At 71.7% G+C, this 17,410-nt stretch carries 18 protein-coding genes; 6 read left to right on the forward strand and 12 right to left on the reverse strand.

Going from position 1 to position 17,410, the window contains the following annotated elements:
* Window positions 1-119: 119 nt before the first annotated feature.
* The 9 genes from C1I95_RS21905 to paaA all read right to left on the reverse strand — a co-directional run bounded on the left by C1I95_RS21905 (window position 120) and on the right by paaA (window position 7,455).
* Window positions 120-1,337: a hypothetical protein gene (locus C1I95_RS21905; protein ID WP_111216128.1), complete on the reverse strand. Its 1,218-nt coding sequence runs from the start codon at window positions 1,335-1,337 to the stop codon at window positions 120-122.
* Window positions 1,338-1,683: 346 nt separating this feature from the next.
* A complete protein-coding gene (gene mqnC, locus C1I95_RS21910) occupies window positions 1,684-2,874 on the reverse strand; it encodes a cyclic dehypoxanthinyl futalosine synthase (protein WP_111216130.1) in 1,191 nt (396 codons plus the stop codon).
* Window positions 2,875-3,003: 129 nt separating this feature from the next.
* Complete coding sequence (locus C1I95_RS21915; RefSeq protein ID WP_111216133.1) at window positions 3,004-3,414, reverse strand: type II toxin-antitoxin system VapC family toxin; 411 nt, start codon at window positions 3,412-3,414, stop codon at window positions 3,004-3,006.
* Window positions 3,411-3,689 carry a type II toxin-antitoxin system Phd/YefM family antitoxin gene (locus C1I95_RS21920; RefSeq protein ID WP_111216135.1) on the reverse strand — a complete coding sequence of 93 codons (279 nt, stop codon included), beginning with the start codon at window positions 3,687-3,689 and terminating at the stop codon, window positions 3,411-3,413. The genes C1I95_RS21915 and C1I95_RS21920 overlap by 4 nt, the downstream gene beginning before the upstream one ends.
* Window positions 3,690-3,721: 32 nt before the next feature.
* Window positions 3,722-4,891, reverse strand: a complete 1,170-nt coding sequence (locus tag C1I95_RS21925) for a 2Fe-2S iron-sulfur cluster-binding protein (protein ID WP_111216138.1) — start codon at window positions 4,889-4,891, stop codon at window positions 3,722-3,724.
* A complete protein-coding gene (gene paaD, locus C1I95_RS21930) occupies window positions 4,888-5,364 on the reverse strand; it encodes a 1,2-phenylacetyl-CoA epoxidase subunit PaaD (protein WP_111216140.1) in 477 nt (158 codons plus the stop codon). The genes C1I95_RS21925 and paaD overlap by 4 nt, the downstream gene beginning before the upstream one ends.
* Complete coding sequence (gene paaC, locus C1I95_RS21935) at window positions 5,361-6,086, reverse strand: 1,2-phenylacetyl-CoA epoxidase subunit PaaC (protein ID WP_111216142.1); 726 nt, start codon at window positions 6,084-6,086, stop codon at window positions 5,361-5,363. The genes paaD and paaC overlap by 4 nt, the downstream gene beginning before the upstream one ends.
* On the reverse strand, window positions 6,083-6,403 hold the full coding sequence (gene paaB, locus C1I95_RS21940; protein WP_111216144.1) for a 1,2-phenylacetyl-CoA epoxidase subunit PaaB: 321 nt from the start codon (window positions 6,401-6,403) through the stop codon (window positions 6,083-6,085). Before paaB ends, paaC begins: the two co-directional genes overlap by 4 nt.
* Window positions 6,400-7,455, reverse strand: a complete 1,056-nt coding sequence (gene paaA, locus C1I95_RS21945) for a 1,2-phenylacetyl-CoA epoxidase subunit PaaA (protein WP_111216147.1) — start codon at window positions 7,453-7,455, stop codon at window positions 6,400-6,402. Before paaA ends, paaB begins: the two co-directional genes overlap by 4 nt.
* 364 nt (window positions 7,456-7,819) lie before the next feature.
* Here paaA and C1I95_RS21950 point away from each other — a divergent pair, with 364 nt between their 5' ends.
* Together C1I95_RS21950 and C1I95_RS21955 are read left to right on the forward strand one after the other, a co-directional pair.
* Window positions 7,820-8,800 (forward strand): hypothetical protein, encoded by a 981-nt coding sequence (locus tag C1I95_RS21950; RefSeq protein WP_111216150.1) that lies wholly within the window; start codon window positions 7,820-7,822, stop codon window positions 8,798-8,800.
* Window positions 8,800-9,747: a serine hydrolase gene (locus C1I95_RS21955; protein WP_111216152.1), complete on the forward strand. Its 948-nt coding sequence runs from the start codon at window positions 8,800-8,802 to the stop codon at window positions 9,745-9,747. The genes C1I95_RS21950 and C1I95_RS21955 overlap by 1 nt, the downstream gene beginning before the upstream one ends.
* Here C1I95_RS21955 and C1I95_RS21960 read toward each other — a convergent pair whose 3' ends face one another.
* The 3 genes from C1I95_RS21960 to C1I95_RS21970 are packed head-to-tail and all read right to left on the reverse strand — an operon-like array spanning window position 9,748 to window position 12,517.
* Window positions 9,748-10,599, reverse strand: coding sequence for a menaquinone biosynthetic enzyme MqnA/MqnD family protein (locus C1I95_RS21960; protein WP_111216154.1), 852 nt, complete (start codon window positions 10,597-10,599; stop codon window positions 9,748-9,750).
* A gap of 33 nt (window positions 10,600-10,632) precedes the next feature.
* On the reverse strand, window positions 10,633-11,892 hold the full coding sequence (locus C1I95_RS21965) for an MFS transporter (protein WP_111216157.1): 1,260 nt from the start codon (window positions 11,890-11,892) through the stop codon (window positions 10,633-10,635).
* 40 nt (window positions 11,893-11,932) lie between these two features.
* The gene (locus C1I95_RS21970) at window positions 11,933-12,517 is read right to left on the reverse strand and encodes an ArsR/SmtB family transcription factor (RefSeq protein WP_111216159.1); all 585 of its coding nucleotides are present in this window, start codon (window positions 12,515-12,517) and stop codon (window positions 11,933-11,935) included.
* A gap of 174 nt (window positions 12,518-12,691) precedes the next feature.
* On the opposite strand from C1I95_RS21970, the gene C1I95_RS21975 reads away from it, so the two are divergent.
* The 4 genes from C1I95_RS21975 to C1I95_RS21990 form a co-directional block, all read left to right on the forward strand.
* A complete protein-coding gene (locus tag C1I95_RS21975; RefSeq protein WP_111216162.1) occupies window positions 12,692-14,848 on the forward strand; it encodes a HelD family protein in 2,157 nt (718 codons plus the stop codon).
* A 66-nt stretch (window positions 14,849-14,914) separates the two neighbouring features.
* Window positions 14,915-15,802 (forward strand): ABC transporter ATP-binding protein, encoded by an 888-nt coding sequence (locus C1I95_RS21980; protein ID WP_111216164.1) that lies wholly within the window; start codon window positions 14,915-14,917, stop codon window positions 15,800-15,802.
* Between the two features lie 13 nt (window positions 15,803-15,815).
* Window positions 15,816-16,553 carry an ABC transporter permease gene (locus C1I95_RS21985; protein ID WP_111216166.1) on the forward strand — a complete coding sequence of 246 codons (738 nt, stop codon included), beginning with the start codon at window positions 15,816-15,818 and terminating at the stop codon, window positions 16,551-16,553.
* 97 nt (window positions 16,554-16,650) lie between these two features.
* On the forward strand, window positions 16,651-17,410 hold a 760-nt coding region (locus tag C1I95_RS21990; protein WP_111216169.1), incomplete at its 3' end, for a VOC family protein.

Consider the following 17,410-nt stretch of genomic DNA (forward strand, 5'->3'; position numbering starts at 1 on the left):
CCCACGGCCAGGGTCGCCGGTGCGCGTCGACGACACAGTGGGGGCGGGATGGTCACCCATCCCGCCCCCACTGCCGTGCGTTATGTGAACGACCCTCGCGGGCCGATAGAGGACGAGCCTCAGTCGTTCGTCTTCTCGTCGCCCGGGGCCACCAGGACCACCCGACGACGGCGGGCGACCAGGAACATCACCACACCGGCGAGCACCACGCCCGCGCCGATGCCGCCGATCAGACCGGCCTGCACACCGGTGACCGGAAGGCCGCCACCGCCACCGCCGTTGCCGCTGTCGGCAGCGGCGACGATCACGGCGAAGTCGTCCTTGTTGTCGGTCGGGTCGAGCTCGGCGTACTCCGTGTCCGCAACGTTCCGCACCTCGGCGCGCTTGGAGGCCGGCTTGGTGGCCTGCTGGCTCACCCGGGCATCGGCCGGCAGCGAGCCGAGTGCCTCGGCCTCCATCCAGCCGTCCTTCAGGGTCACCGGAGCCTCGACGTCCTCGTCCACCGCCACCGGCAACAGGTGGATGAGCGCGTTGCCCGTCTCGAGCACGAGCGCCTTGTCCTCGCAGACGGCGGTGCGCCGGTCGGCGCTGTAGGTGCACACCTCGTCCTCGAACGGGAAGGTCGCGCCCTCAGGCAACTGGTAGGTCCACTTGACGCCCTTGGCGGACAGGTCGCCCTGGCTGAGGATGAACCCGAAGACGATGCCGATGTCGCCCGGCCGCAGCGGACCCTCGCCGTCCTCCTCGAAGTCGGCGCGGGTGGCCTCGGTGAACCCGACCCCGAGGTTGTCCTTCACGTCCGGCACGAACACGCCCAGGTCGACGCCGCTCTCCGGGGTCAGCTCGACGTTGACGTCGACGCTGTTGTTGCTGTCGTCGGTGTCGTCCGGCGACTCGATGCTGATGGTCACCGGGGCGCTGTACGGCTCGGTGAGGCCCTTGGCCTTGTTCAGCAGTACGACCGGCACCTCGACCGTCTCGCCCGGCCCCGGGATCTCGTCCGCGTTCAGCTCGCAGGCGTGCTGCTCGGGCTTGGCATCGTCGGTGGCGGGGCAGCCACCTTCCTGGTACGGCTCCAGCACGAGCTTACTGGCGTCCACCTTGGAAGCGTCGACCTTGAGGATCACCTTGCTCGGGGTACCCTCGCCCAGGTTGGTGATCTTGGCCCAGGCGAGCTTGCCCTCAACGCCGCTGGTGAGGCGGGTGCCGGCGGCGGTGATCGCCAGGTCGGTCTCGGTGCCGGCGGCGTAGGCCGGCGCACCCAGGGCGGTGAACACGCCCGAGGCGAGCAGCGCGGCCGTAGCGAGGCTCGCGGCACGACGGGTACGGAAGATCATGAAGTGGTTTCCCCCCGTGGGGTGAAGGAAAGGTACGGGCGGGGACGTTATCGGTCGCCGATCACCGGCGCCACCCCGGAACACACCCGTCATCAGCTGCTCGGCTAATGGCCACTTAAGGATTGTCCGGATTGATAGGTCTTGCTGCCCGACCGCGCCCGTAACCGGTACGCGGCAACCCACCCTTCGAGCCATATGGATGACTCCGGCAGGCCGTTCGGGTGACGACGGAGCGGTCCATCCCGTAAACACAGTGTCCCGCCACCGAAGACCGACCGTGACCCCAGCACGGCGGACCGCCGGCATCGCGGGGCGTAGCGCTACGGCCCTGCGGCCCGCGCGTTGGTCAGCTCGCCTCGACCAGCGGCAGCGACCGCCCGGCCCCACCGCCGGGCAGCGCGATCGAGGAGAAGTGCGAGACCACCCGGTCGTCGGTCGGGTCGTCCGCAGGCGTGTGGTGCACGGCCAACCGGTGGTAGAGGGTGTCCCGCTGGGCGGGGATCCGGTCGGCGGAGCGGATCATCCCGATCAGCTCGTGCAGGTTCGACCGGTGCCGGGCACCGGCCGAGGAGATGACGTTCTCCTCCAGCATGATCGAGCCGAGGTCGTCCACGCCCAGGTGCAGCGCGAGCTGGCCGACATCCTTGCCGGTGGTCAGCCAGGACGCCTGGAGGTGCGGCACGGTCTCGAAGAACAGCCGGGCCACCGCCACCAGACGCAGATACTCCAGGGTGGTGGCCTGGGTCCGGCCCTTGAGGTGGTTGTTCTCCGGCTGGTACGTCCACGGGATGAACGCCCGGAAGCCCCGGGTGCGGTCCTGCACGTCGCGGATCATCCGCAGGTGCTCGATCCGCTCGGCGGCGGTCTCGCCAGTGCCCATCATCATCGTCGCGGTCGACTCGACGCCCTGCCGGTGCGCCAGCTCCATGACCTCCAGCCAGCGCTCGCCCGACTCCTTCAGCGGCGCGATCGCCTTGCGGGGCCGCTCCGGCAGCATCTCGGCACCGGCGCCGGCGATCGAGTCCAGCCCGGCGGTCTTGATCCGGGCGATCGCCTCGTCCAGGCTCACCCCGGAGACCTTGGCCATGTGCAGGATCTCGCTCGGCCCGATCGAGTGGATGGCGAGCTGCGGGTAGGCCTTCTTGACCGAGGAGAACAGCTCCTCGTAGTACTCCACGCCGTAGTCCGGGTGATGGCCACCCTGGAGCATGACCTGGGTGGCGCCCAGCTCCACCGCCTCGCCGCAGCGGCGCAGGATCTCCTCGGTGGGGTGGGTCCACCCCTCCTTGTGCTTCGGCGCCCGGTAGAACGCGCAGAACTTGCACGCCGTCACGCAGACGTTGGTGTAGTTGATGTTGCGGTCGATCAGGTACGTGACGACGTTGTCCGGGTACCGCCGGCGGCGTACCGCGTCGGCAGCCTCGCCCAACGCGTGGAAGGGTGCCTCGGTGTAGAGCAGCAGGGCCTCCTCGGGCGTGATCCGCCCGCCGTCCGCGCCACGCTGCAGGATGTCGTCGATCTCCCGGCTCACCGTCACGCTCCCGAGCCTACGCCGACTCCCGCAGCACCTCCTCCGGGCGCTCCCGACCTGTGATCCATCCCCTGACGTCTCCGCCCCAGCGGCACGTCGTCCACGATCGCGGTAAGAGCACGGCAGAGACTGCGGTTAGTCGACCCCGGGGCTGGCGACCGGCAGCCCGACGCCCTTGGCCGCCTCCAGCAGCCGCCGGTCGTACGTCACGAACGCGATGAAATCGGCATCCGCCTGCCTGGCCAGGATCTCCGCCGTCGCGAGGTGGATGGCGTCAAGGCTGCGCAGCATAGGTTCGGGATACGCACCCGCGGCGGCCCGGACGGTTGCGTCGATCTCGATCCGGTACAGCCGCGACAGGACGGTGGGCACACCCACGAGTGCCTGCGGAGCGGCGCGGCGTAGCGCCCGCGGCACCTCGACCTCCACCAGCGCGGACGAGACCAGAGACGCCGTGCCGCGGTCGTTGAGCCACCCGACGAGTTCCTCGGTCTCCTGCTCTCGGCGGAGCAGCTTGATGACCGCCGCCGAGTCGAGGTAGATCACCAGCGCTCCTCGTCCCGCGACGCGGCCAGCACTGCCGCCACGTCAACCGTTGGATCACCGAGGAGCGGGGGCAGCGGCAGCGGCCCGGAGGAGGCCGGGGCGGTAGCGCGCCCTTCTGCCACCAGACGCCCAAGCAGGGCGTCACCAGCGACGACCGGCACGAGCCGGGCGATGGGCTCACCCCGGTCGGTCACCTCGACCGTCTCGCCGGCGCGGACCCGCGCCAGCACCTTGCTGGTGTGCTGGTTCAACTCCCGCACCGCGATCTGCTCCACGACAACGAGTGTAGAACGAAATGTTCTACGCGTCACGCGTCGTAGTCGACGGCGAGGGTGTCGGTGAGCGGGCTGGACTGGCAGGTGAGGACGTAGCCGGCGGCCACCTCGTCGGGCTCCAGCGCGTAGTTGCGGGCCATCTCGACCTCGCCGGAGACCACCTTCGCCTTGCAGGTCGAGCAGACCCCGCCCTTGCAGGCGTACGGCAGCTCTCCCCGGATTTTCAGCGCCGCGTCCAGCACCCGCTCGTCGCGGCGCATGGTGAAGCTCGACGAGCGGCCGTCGAGCATGATCGTCACGTCCGTGCCGCCGGAGGACTCGTCGGGGCGGCGGACCGGCTCCGGCGGCGCGTCGACGTGGAACAGCTCGGTGTGCACCGCCGACTCCGCCAGACCTCGCGCGGTGAGCATCGCCTTGGCATCCACGACCAGGCCGTACGGGCCGCAGAGGAACCACTCCTCGATCGCGTCGCCGGGCACGATGGTGTCCAGCAGCCGGCCCAGCCGTTCGGCGTCGATCCGCCCGGAGAGCAGCGGCGACTCGCCCTGCTCCCGGGAAAGCACGTGCACCAGATGCAGCCGGGTCGGATAGCGGTCCTTCAGGTCGGCCAGTTCCTCGGCGAACATCACCGTGTTGGCCGTGCGGTTGCCGTACGCCAGGGTGAAGGTGCTGGCCGGCTCGACGGCCAGGGCGGTGGCGACCAGCGACAGCACCGGGGTGATGCCGGAACCGGCGACCACCGCGCCGTAGCGGCGGGCCCGGTCCGGCGCGAACGCCGTGGTGAAGTGCCCCAGCGGAGGCAGCACCTCGACGACGTCCCCGTGCCGCAACGCCCCACAGGCATAGCCGGAGAACGAACCGCCGGGAATCTCCCGCACGCCGATCCGCAGCCGGCCGTGCCGGGCCAGTTCGTCGGGGGTGGAGCAGATGGAGTACGAGCGGCGCACGTCCTCGCCGGCCGGCACACCGCCGCCGGCACCCGAGCCGCCGTTGCCTCCCGCGAGGTCGACCACGACGTCGGTGGCGGCGGGCAGGCGCACCGTGAGGTGCTGGCCGGCGCGGAACGCGAAGGTCTCGCGCAGTTCCTCGGGCACCGCGAAGGTGATCGCGACGGCATCCGCGGTGAGCCGGTCCACGGCGGTGACGGGCAGCGGGTGGAACCCCGGCCGGCGGCGGACCGGGCGGGTGATGGTGACAGTCACAATGCCTTCACATGGTCGAAGGGTTCGCAGCAGGCGCGGCAGCGCCACAGTGCCTTGCACGCGGTGGAACCGAAGCGGCTCAGCTGCTCGGTCTCCGGCGATCCGCAGCGCGGGCAGCGGACGGCCAGGGTGAGCGGTACGACGCCGTCGCGCCGGACCGGGGCCGGCGGGGCGATGCCGGCGGCGGCCAGCTTGGCCCGCCCGGCGTCGGTGATCCAGTCGGTGCTCCAGGCCGGGCTGTGCACCGTGCGCACCTCGACGTCCGGATGGCCGGCCGCCACCACCGCCCGACGGATGTCGGCGCGGATGACGTCCATCGCCGGGCAGCCGGTGTAGGTGGGGGTGATGGTCACCACGACCCGCCCGGTGCCCGGATCCTCCTCGACCGAACGCAGGATGCCGAGATCGTCGATGGTGACCACCCGGATCTCCGGGTCCACCACCGTCGCCGCCGCATCCCGAGCGGTCGTCACCAGCGCGCTCCGGGGTGGGCGCGGTGCAGCACCTGCATCTCCGCGAGCAGGAACGACAGGTGTTCGGTGTGCACCCCGTCCCGCCCGCCGGCCGGCACCCAGCCGGACTCCGGCAGGGTCAGCGTCGCCTCGGCGAGTACGGCGGCCACGGTGCTGTCGAAGTCGCCCCGCAGGGTGGCCGGGTCGACCGGGGCTCCCGGCTGGGCGGCGAACAGCTCGTGGGCGTACGGCCAGACCTGGTCGATGCCGGCCTGCATCCGCCGGTGCGCCTCGTCGGTCCCGTCACCCAGCCGCCGTACCCAGAGCGCGGCGTGGTCCAGGTGGTACGCGGACTCCTTGCGCGTCTTCGCGCCGATCGCGGCCAGCCGTTCGTCGGCGCAGCCGGCCAGCGCGGTGTAGAGCGGCAGCTGGTAGGCCGAGAGCACCAGCAGCTTCGCCATGGTCACCGCGAAGTCGCCGTTCGGCTGCTCGACCAGCAGGCAGTTGCGGAACTCCCGATCGTCACGCAGGTACGCCAGCGCGTCCTCGTCCCGGCCGGCGCCTTCCAACTCCGCCGCGTACGACAGCAGCAGCCGGGCCGCGCCGAGCTGGTCGAGGGCGATGTTGGCCAGCGCGATGTCCTCCTCCATCTCCGGCGCGTGGGTGGTCCACTCGGCCAGCCGCTGCGCCGCGATCAGCGCGTCGTCGCCGAGGCCGAGGGTGAAGGCGAAGGGACCGTTCACAGGTGGGCCACCCCTTCTGGTACGTCGTAGAAGGTGGGGTGGCGGTAGACCTTGTCGGCTGCCGGGTCGAAGAAGGCGTCCTTCTCGTCCGGGCTGGACGCGGTGATCCCGCTCGCCGGCACCACCCAGATCGACACCCCCTCCTGGCGGCGGGTGTAGAGATCCCGGGCGTTGCGCAGGGCCAGCTCAGCGTCGGGCGCGTGCAGGCTGCCGACGTGGGTGTGCGCCAACCCGCGCCGGGCCCGGACGAAGACCTCCCAGAGCGGAGAAGGATTTCCCGCGCCGAGCTGATCGGTTCGCTCGCTACGCTCGCTCACGCCGCCACCTTCTCCTTGTTCCTCTGCTTCGCCGCGTACGCCGCGGCGGCCTCGCGTACCCAGGCGCCCTCGGTGTGTGCGCGGCGCCGGTGCGCCATCCGCTGCCGGTTGCACGGCCCGTTGCCCTTGATCACCCGCATCAGCTCGTCATAGTCGGGCTGGGTGTAGTCGTACGACTGGCGCTCGTCGTTCCAGCGCAGGTCGGGGTCGGGGATGGTCAGCCCGAGCACCTCCGCCTGGCCGACACACATGTCCACGAAACGCTGGCGCAGCTCGTCGTTGGAGAAGCGCTTGATCTTCCAGGCCATCGACTGGGCCGAGTGGGTGGAGTCGCCGTCCGGCGGGCCGAACATGGCCAGCGACGGGTACCACCAACGGTCCACCGAGTCCTGGGCCATCGCCTTCTGCGCCGGGGTGCCGTGCGCCAGGGTGTGCAGGATCTCGAAGCCCTGGCGCTGGTGGAACGACTCCTCCTTGCAGACCCGGATCATCGCGCGGGCGTACGGGCCGTAGGAGCACCGGCAGAGCGGGACCTGGTTGACGATCGCCGCGCCGTCCACCAGCCAACCGATGGCGCCGACGTCGGCCCAGGTGAGGGTGGGGTAGTTGAAGATCGAGCTGTACTTCTGCCGCCCCTCCAGCAGCAGCTCGACCAGCTCGTCCCGGCTGATGCCGAGGGTCTCGGCGGCGGCGTAGAGGTAGAGGCCGTGGCCGGCCTCGTCCTGCACCTTGGCCAGCAGAATCGCCTTGCGCTTGAGCGACGGGGCGCGGCTGATCCAGTTCCCCTCCGGCTGCATGCCGATGATCTCGGAGTGGGCGTGCTGGGCGATCTGCCGGATCAACGTGCGCCGGTACGCCTCGGGCATCCAGTCACGTGGCTCGATCTTCTGGTCCGCGTCAACGACCTCCGCGAAGTACGCGGCCAGGTCCTCACCCGGGCCGGCCGCGCTGCGGTCCCGCTCCGCGGCCGCACGTAGCGCCGCCTCCGCCGCCTCGACCTCGCCGAGCAAGCCGCCGGGCGCATCCTCGCCCGGGAAGTCATTGCCATACATGCACTAAGTGTTACAGCTGGCAATCCATGACACCAGAGGGGTGTCACAGAAATGCGAGATGTCCGAGCGTCATCGGCCGAGCGCCGCTCGTAAACGTTCGACACTGTGAGTTGGGTCACGACGTAGCGACAAATCCTCGCAACCGCCGCATAGCGGGTTGTTATCCCGCCTTCACGGCGAGTTGCCCAGCGCCGCGTCGTGGCATGGCGCCGATCCGCACGTAGACTTCCCCCGTCACACCGCTCGGCTGGAGACGATCGCCGTCTGACAGGGGCCGTTTTCCCCCGACCCCCGGCGATCCACACCGATCAGTCCTGGCAACCAGCCGGTCCCCCCGGCCCTGATATCTGGAGCTCACCCGCTCATGCGATCTCGCGTGATCATGGTGCTCGCCGTCATGGCGGTGCTGCTCGGCGGCGTCATGCTGGTGCCGGCCGCGTACGCCCGGCTCTCCGCCGGCCAGGCCGGCGGCGCCCCGGAAAGCGTCGCCGCGCCCACGCCCGTACCGCCGCCGCTACCGACCCTGGCCCCCGGCCCGGTCTCGGTGAGCTTCAAGGGCGACTTTTTCTCCTGGGCGCTGATGGACCGCGAGTCGGGCAAGATCTCCGGCTCGAAGAACATGACCGCCACCAGCTCGACCGAGTCGATGATCAAGGCCTGGATCGTCTCCGACTACCTGCGCCAACTCGGCGACAAGGAGCCGACCGCAGCGCTGAAGAAGGCCGCCAGCCTGGCCATCCGGGACAGCGACGACGACGCGACCAACGTCGTCTACCGGGCCGCCGGCGGCTCGTATGTGGTGCCGGCCGGCGGACAGCCCGGACCGGTGATCAAGCGGGCGATCAGCATCTGCGGCCTCACCGACACCAAGCGGGGCGACGTCGCCGGCTACGAGGGCTACTGGAGCTTCACCCGGATGTCCCCCCGGGACGCGGTACGGGTCGGTGACTGCATCGCCGACGGCAAGGCCGCCGGCCCGAAGTGGACCAAGTGGGTGCTCGCCGAGATGAGCAAGGTCCGCGGCACCACCGCCGCGAAGGACCAGAAGGCCCGCTCGGGCGGCGGCAAGTGGGGCATCGTCGACGGACTGCCCAAATCGATCATCAGCCAGGGCCCGGTCAGCATCAAGAACGGCTGGACCCCGCTCAACTACGACGGCAACTGGCACGTCAACTGCCTTGCCGTGACCGAGAAGTGGAGTCTGGCAGTGATGTTGCGTTACCCGCAGAGCAGCGGCCTCGACTACGGCGCCGACGTCTGCGCCAGCGTCGCCTCCCAGCTGGTGACCCCGCAGCCCGGCGGCGCACTCAAGGTGCCGCAGCAGCCGACTGTGAAGAAGCTCTGATGGCCCGCAACCGCCGCGACCCGAAGGACGGGACATCGCCGCTACGGTTCGTCGCCATCGCTGCCGTCCTGATCGGACTGGTCCTGGTCTCCCTGCGCCTGCTGCCCGGTTCGCCCTTCGAGTCCACCGCAGCGGCCGAGTGGGGCCGGGCAGATGCCCCGGTGACCCGCACGGGTTCCGCCACCGACCGCAACTCGCGGCCGTCGCCGTCCCCCTCGCCCAGTCCGTCGCCGGAGCCCGAGCCGCTGCCGTTCGAGGCGAAGAACCTCGACCTGGACATCGACGGCTGGTACGCGTGGAGCGTGCTGGACCGACGCTCGGGCGAGATCATCGGCTCGGACAACATGGCCGAGACCAACACCACCGCGTCCCTGATCAAGTCCTGGATCGTCGCCGACTACCTGCGTCGTACCGCGGACGCCGGGCAGACCCCGAGCAACGCGAAGCTGGACGACCTCACGAAGATCATTCGGGACAGCGACAACGAACGGACCGAGCAGCTCTACACCCAGATCGGCCGGTCCGCCTCGATCAAGCGGCTGCTGTCGACCTGCGACCTGACCGACAGCAAGGTCTCCAGCGATCTCGGATGGAGCCGTACCGAACTGTCCCCTCGGGACACCGCCCGACTGGGCAACTGCATCGCCGACGGCCGGGCCGCCGGACCCGAGTGGACCAAGTGGCTGCTCAACGAGATGCGCCTGGTACGCGGAGCCGGCGACTTCGGCATCCGCAAGGCGTTCCCGGACGCCGAGGCCAAGAAGATCGCCATCAAGAACGGCTGGGTCGACCGCACCCGGGAGCAGGAGATCCACGTCAACTGCCTGGCGATCGGCAACACCTGGACGATGGGCGTGATGCTCCGCTACCCCATCAACAAGGGCTACGAGTACGGCATGGACAACTGCCAGAAGATCACCGAAGCCCTTTTGACCCCCACCCCCTGATCAGCGGGTGAAGAAGGCAGGACCGTCGGCGGGCAGGGCGGGGGCCTCGCCGAGGGCCGCGGCGCGGCGGGCGAACTCGCGCAGACCGGCGACCTGACGGTCGCCGAGGGAGAAGTCCAGCACCCGGAAGTACGAGGCCAGGGTGGCCGCGTCGAACGGCTCCCAGCGGGCCGCCGACTCGGCGACCTGGTCCAGCTCGGCCAGGCACAGGTCACGCGAGCGCAGGAACGCCTCGTGCACCTCCTTGACCAGGCCGGGGTGGGCGGCGGCGAAGTCCCGGCGGACCGCCCAGACGGCGAAGACCATCGGCAGTCCGGTCCACTCCCGCCAGGCCTGCCCCAGGTCGGTCACCTCCAGCCCACGGCGCGGCGCCTCGTAGAGGGCGCGCAGGGCCACGTCGCCGATGAGCACCGCGGCGTCCGCCTCCAGCAGCATCTGGGTCAGATCCGGCGGACAGCGGAAGTACTCGGGCTGGACTCCGTACCGCTCCCGCAGCAGCAGTTGGGCGAGCAGCACCCCGGTCCGCGAGGTGGAGCCGAGCGCGACCCGGGCGCCGTCCAGTTCGGCCGGCGGGCGGGTGCTCACCAGGTTGACCGAGAGCACCGGTCCATCGCTGCCGACGGCCAGGTCGGGCAGGAGCAGCAGCTCGTCGGCGTGCCGCAGGTACTCGACGTGGGAGATCGGCCCGATGTCCAGGTCACCGGCGACCAGCGCGGCACTGAGCCGGTCCGGCGAGTCCTTGTGCAGGTCGACGTCGAGCAGCGCGCCGGAGCGCATCAGCCCCCAGTAGATCGGCAGGCAGTTGAGGAACTGGATGTGCCCGACCCGGGGGCGGGCGACGCGGTCGACCATGCCCTGACCGTATCCTCGCCGCCCCCGGCCTGCTCAGCGGGCCGGCACCGGAGTGGCCAACTCCGCATCCGCCGTGACGCGGGCCCGCTCGGCCCGGACGGCCCGCCGGACCGGCCGGACGAATCCGAGCAGCACCAGCAACCCGGCCACCCCGCAGCCGACGATCAGCGGACGCGGCTCGGTCACCTCCAGTAGCAGGCCACCGATCAGGTAGCCGACCATCGCGGCGCCCTGCACTGCGGCACCCATGGCGGCGAAGGCCCGCCCGCGGGCGGCCTCCGGTACCCGCCGGGCCAGCACCACGTTGTTGAAGACGTTGTCGCCCCCGTTGCACATGCCGCCGACGAGCCAGATCGGCACCAGCAGCAGCGCCGCCGGCACCGTCACCGAGACCAGCACCATCAGGCAGCAGCCGCCGAGCAGCAGCAGGCCGCACTGGACCAGGCCGGCGTCGTCGGCGAACCGTCGGGCCAGCCGGGCGAAGATCCAGGCGCCGCAGAGGACGCCGAGCGTCCACGCCCCGGTCACCATGCCGTAGACGGCGGCGGAGGCACCGAGCGTCTCGCGTACGTAGAAGACCTCGATGACGTTGATCGCGCCGATCGTGCCGACCACGCCGGCCAGGGTGGCCACCATCGCGAGCAGGAGTGGGTCCCGGCGCAGTCGCCAGTTCGCCACCGTGGCGGCGGCCCCGGTCTCCGCCGACACCGTGCGCCACCCACCACCCCGGCGGGTCCGGATCAGCAGCCCGGCGAGGACGAGCGCGAGGTAGCTGACCGCGCCGATCTGCAGCGGCGTTCGGGTGCCGAAGCCGCCGACCAGGAACCCGGCCAGGGCCGGGCCGGTGAGCACGCCGATCATGCCGGCGGTCTGGTTGAGCGCGGTGGCTCGGGGCAGGTCGGCGGGGCGCACCATGGCAGGCACCAGGGCGGACAGCACCGGCTGGGTGACCGCCAGACCGGAGGCGAGCAGCGCCACCAGGCAGATGACCAGTAGCGGGTGGCCGGCGTACGCCAGCCCGAGGCAGATCGCCGACTGGGCCAGGCCGGCACCGATCAGCAGCTTCCGGCTGTCCATCCGGTCGGCCAGCCGCCCGGTCAGCGGGGCGAGCACCACCAGCGGAAGGGTCGCCGCGAGCAGCACCAGGGCGACGGCGCTGCCACCGGCCCCGGACGACTGGAGCGCCAGCGTCAGCGTGGTGGCGGCGAGCAGATCGCCGCAGGTGGCGATGCCTCGGGCGGCGGTGGCGAGGCCGACATCCGACCAACGCGACGACCCAGATGCGAAGGACATGCTTCGAAAATAATCCTTCACATCTGATCGACACAAGCCCTCAGTCCAACGGCAACGCCTTGTACTGGACGGCGACCCGGCGGGCGCCCGGCGGCGGATCGGGCCGGCTGCGCTTGCGGTACGGCCGCAGCAGGTCCAGCACCGCCCGGTTGAGCTCCGCCAGTTCCTCCGCCGTCAGCAGCAGCATCGAGTCGGTGAGCAGGGCGTTCTGATACCACTCCTCCGGCTCGTCCGGCGCCCGGCGCAGCCAGTCGCGGCTTCGCTCCAGCTCCCGGGCGAGGAACACCTCCACCAGGGTCCGCTCGGCGTCGCGTACCGACGGGTCGGCACCGCGGCCCGCGTCGATCGACCAGGACTGCATCGTGCTGCGCCACAGCCGCTCGCGGGCGTCCCCCCGGCTCGGCGCCTCCTCCACCAGCCCGTACCGGGCCAGCGCCCGCAGGTGGTAGCTGGTCGCACTCGGGGACAGGCCCACCACCTCGGCGCACTCGGTGGCGGTCGCCCCTCCCTCGGTCGACCCGAGATGTTCCATGATCGCGAGCCGGGCCGGGTGGGCGAGCGCTCGCAACAACTGCGGGTCGCTGATCGTCACCCGGGGCGGCTCGGAATGGTGCGCCTCCGTCATGCCTCCATGATCCCCGGTCGCGGGGAAATCCGGTTGCTGCGGGCACGGCGGGGAGTAGGCTTTCCGTTCCGCCCGACGGCCGCGGTGAGTAGCACCGCAGCGGACGTCCCGCGCCGACCCGTCAGGTCGGAAACGCGAGCGGCAGCCTTTCTCCCCGTGTCAAGGAGTACGTGGATGAGCCTGCACGCCCGACCGGTCCCGCAGCCCCCGCAGCGCCAGCAGTCCGGGCCGGACCTGGACGACGAACTTGCCGCCGAGCGGGCGCACCTGTCCAACTCCCGGGCGGCACTGCACCGGATGCGTGAACGCGCCGAGGCGCTGTTCGCCACCGGTGACAAGGTCGCCGGCGACGCGTACACCGCCGAGCAGCTGGGCCGGCACCTCGCCCGGCGGGTGGCCGAGCTGGCCGACGACCCGCGTACCCCGCTGTTCTTCGGCCGGCTCGACTTCGGCGACGCGGACGCCGAGCACTCCGGGCACCGCTACCACGTCGGCCGCCGGCACGTCACCGACGAGCAGGGCGAACCGCTGGTGCTGGACTGGCGGGCGCCGGTGTCCCGGTCGTTCTACCGGGCCAGCGCCCGCGATCCGCAGGGCCTTGCCGTACGGCGCCGGTTCGGCTTCGGCAACGGGGTGCTAACCAGCTTCGAGGACGAGCACCTGGACCGGGGCGAGGAACTCGGCACGGCCAGCCGGATCCTCACCGCCGAGATCGAGCGTCCCCGGGTCGGGCCGATGCGCGACATCGTCGCCACCATCCAGCCGGAGCAGGACGAGCTGGTCCGCGCCGACCTGGCCGCCTCGATCTGCGTACAGGGCGCGCCGGGCACCGGGAAGACGGCGGTCGGGCTGCACCGCGCCGCGTACCTGCTCTACCTGCACCGGGAGCGGCTGCGGCGGTCGAAGGTGCTGGTCGTGGGCCCGAACCGGGCGTTCCTGGGGTACATCGCGGCGGTGCTGCCCGCCCTCGGTGAGGTGGAGGTCGAGCAGGCCACCGTGGAGGACCTGGTCGACCGGGTGGCGGTGCGGGCAGTGGACCCGCCGGCGGTGGCCACCCTCAAGCACGACGCGCGGATGGCTGAGGTGCTGCGCCGGGCGGTCGACGCGTACGTCGGCGAGCCGACCGAGCCGACCGTCGTCTCCGACGGGTCGTTCCGCTGGCGGATCGGGCTGGAACCGCTGCACCGGCTGGTACGGGAGACCCGCGAGGAGGCGCTGCCGTACGCCGTCGGCCGGGAACGGATCCGGGCCCGGGTGGTCGGGCTGCTGCAACGGCAGGCCGAGGCCCGGCGGGCGGAGTCGCCGAGTGACGCGTGGCTGCGCCGGATGGGCCGGTCGAAGCCGGTCACCGCCTTCCTGGACGCGGTCTGGCCGGCGCTCACCCCGGACGGGCTGCTGCACGCTTTGCTCGCCGACCCCGCCCGGCTCGCCGCCGCGGCCGACGGCCTGCTCACCCCCGACGAACAGGCCCTGCTCGCCGGCCAACCGCCAGTCGCAGCGGGCACCGACGGTCGGCCCACCGGCACGCCGGGCGCCGGTGCGGTCAGCGGTGGTACGAGGTTGGGGCGGACGCCGAAGGCGACCCGGTGGACCGCCGCCGACGCCGTCCTGCTCGACGAGGCGGCCGGGCTGATCGAGCGCCCGGCCGGCTACGGACACGTCGTGGTGGACGAGGCTCAGGATCTCTCCCCGATGCAGTGCCGGGTGATCGCCCGGCGCAGCGAGCACGGGTCGCTCACCCTCCTCGGCGACCTGGCCCAGGCGACCGCGCCGTGGGCCGCGACCGACTGGCGGGTGAGCCTGCGTCACCTGGGCAAGCCGGACGCGGCGGTGGTGCCGCTGACGGTCGGTTTCCGGGTGCCCGCGGACGTGCTCGCCTTCGCCAACCGGCTGCTTCCGGCGCTCGCCGTCGACGTGCCGCCGGCCGAGTCCCTGCGCCGCGACGGCGCGCTGGGTGTGCGTACCGTGACCGATCTTGCCGCCGCGACGGTGGTCGAGGTCCGGACGGCGCTGACGCACGAGGGGTCGATCGGTGTGATCGCCGCCGACGACGCGGTGGACGGGCTGCGGGCGGCGCTGGCGGAGGCCGGGGTGGAAACCGCGACCGCCGACGACCCGGAGACTGCGGCGCGGGTCATTGTGATGCCCGCCACGCTGGTCAAGGGCCTCGAGTACGACCATGTCATCGTCGTCGAACCGGCCGCCATCGTGGCGGCCGAGCCGCGCGGCCTGCATCGGCTGTACGTGGTGCTCACCCGGGCGGTGTCCCGGCTGTCGGTGCTGCACTCCGCGCCGCTGCCCGCCCCGCTCGACCAACCGACCGGTCGGTGATGTGGCGCCGGCTTGCCCCGATGCGATAGACCGGAAGCCGATCACGTCGCCGTGAAGGAGTAGTCCATGACCCTAGCCCGTGCCGACCGGGTCAGTCGCCGGTACGGCGATGTCCTCGCCCTGGACCAGGTCGACCTCGAGGTGCGCGCGGGGGAACTGGTCGGCCTGCTGGGGCCGAACGGCGCCGGAAAGAGCACGCTGATCAACCTGCTGGTCGGGCTGCGCCGCCCCACTTCGGGCCGGGTGGAGTTGTTCGGCGGCGACCCGCGTGACCCGGCGAGCCGGCGGCAGATCGGCGTCACCCCGCAGGAGACCGGGCTGCCCGGCACGCTGCGGGTCGGCGAGGTGGTCGACTTCGTCTCCGCCCACTATCCGGACCCGATCCCGCGCAACGAGCTGCTCGACCAGTTCGGCCTGAGTGAGCTGGCCCGGCGGCAGACCGGCGGGCTCTCCGGCGGGCAGAAGCGCCGGCTCGCGGTGGCGCTGGCCTTCGTCGGCCGCCCCCGCCTGGTCGTGCTCGACGAGCCGACCACCGGCCTGGACGTCGAGGCCCGGCACACGCTGTGGGAGGCGATCCGGGCGTTCCACGCCGACGGCGGCACGGTGCTGCTGAGCAGCCACTACCTGGAGGAGGTGGAGGCGCTCGCGCAGCGGGTGGTGGTGATCGGCCAGGGTCGGGTGCTCGCCGACGACAGCGTCGACGCGGTCCGCGCCGTGGTCGGCGTACGCCGGGTGAGCCTGACCGCCGACGGGCTGCCGTCGCTGCCCGGCGTGGTCCGCACCGAACAGGTCGACGGCCGCACCCACCTACTCACCGCCGACGCCGACCAGCTGGTGCGGGACCTGGTCACGAGCGGAGTCGAGTTCCGCGACCTGGAGGTACGCCCGACCTCGCTGGAGGAGGCGTTCCTCGCCATCACCACCGCCGACGCCCAGCCAGCCGCCGCCGCCTGAGGAGACTCCTCCCGTGCAACTCGCCCTGACCCACGCGCGCTACCAACTGCTGGAGACGATCCGGATCCCGATCGCGATCTTCGGTAGCGCGTTCTTCCCGGCCGCCGCGATGCTCTTCTTCGTGGTGCCGTTCGCCGGGAAGGATCCGGTGGCGGCCACCTTCGCCACCGCCTCGATGGTCACCTTCTCGGTGATGAGCGCCAACATCTTCTCGTACGGGGTGGGCGTCGCCGAGGACCGCCAACAGCCCTGGGACCCGTTCACCCGGACCTTGCCGGCCGGGCCGGCGCCGCGCTTCGCCGGGCGGGTGCTGGCCGGGCTGACCATCACGTACCTGTCGCTGATCCCCGTGGTGGTGATCGCGGCGACCCTGACCGAGGCCCGGATCACCCCGATGGCCTTCCTGCTGGCGCTGGTCACCGTGGCGGTGATCTCGGTGCCGTTCACGCTGATGGGGCTGAGCATCGGGTACGCGCTGCCGAGCAAGGCGGCGATCGTGGTGGCCCAGCTCGTCTTCTTCCCGCTCGCCTTCGGCGGCGGGTTGCTCTCCGCCCCCGGCAGCGCGCCCGGCTTCGTCGAGGCGATCGCGCCCTACCTGCCCACCCGGGGCGCGGTGGAGCTGATGTGGGCCGCGGTCGGCCACTACGAGCCCGCACGACTGTCGCTGATCATGCTCGGGGTCTGGCTGGTGCTGCTGGCCGCGCTCGGCGGGTGGGCCTACCGGCGGGACGAGGGTCGCCGGTTCAGCTGACGTTTCACCCGTTTCCGCCCCGGGCGGCGGCCGGGCGGTGCCACGATGCCGGGGAGGGCGGCCGGGCGGCGGTCGCCGCCGGTCGAGAGGGGTAGCCGTGGCCAGCGTTGCGCCGGGCACGCCCTGCTGGGCCGACCTGGCGACGCCGGGGCTCGACGCGGCTCGACGGTTCTACCCGGAACTGTTCGGCTGGACCGGCCGGGTGGACGCCGAGCCGGAGGCGGGCGGGTACACGGTCTTCCTGCTGGGCGGCCAGGCGGTGGCCGGCGTGGGCCCGCCGGCCGTACCGGATCAGGTGCCGATCTGGTCGACGTACGTCGCCACCGACGACGCCGACCTGGTCGCCGGCCGGGTGGAGCGGGCCGGCGGGCAGGTGGTGGTGCCACCGTTCGAGGTCTTCGACCGGGGCCGGATGGCGGTCTTCAGCGACCCGGCCGGCGCCGCGTTCAGCGTCTGGCAGCCGATGGCCTTCGCCGGCGCCGAGGTGTTCGACGTGCCCGGGGCGATGAGCTGGACCGAGCTGGTCACGCCCGACCCCGACGGGGCCCGGATCTTCTACGAGCTGGTCTTCGGGTGGCAGCCGGAGGAAGAGCCGATGGGGCAGGTCGCCTACACCGGGTGGCGGCTGGGTGACCGGGTGGTGGCCGGGATGATGCCGCCGCTGGGTGACGAGTTTCCGGCGGATTCACCCGCCTACTGGACGGTCTACTTCTCGGTCGCCGACGCCGACGCCACCGCCGCCCGCGCCGCCGAACTCGGCGGCACCATCCTCGTACCGCCCCGCGACATCCCCGCCGGCCGGATAGCCGCCCTCCGCGACCCCAACGGCGCCCTCTTCTCCCTGATCGCCCTCACCC

This window comes from Micromonospora craterilacus (assembly GCF_003236315.1).
Taxonomy (GTDB): Bacteria; Actinomycetota; Actinomycetes; order Mycobacteriales; family Micromonosporaceae; genus Micromonospora; species Micromonospora craterilacus.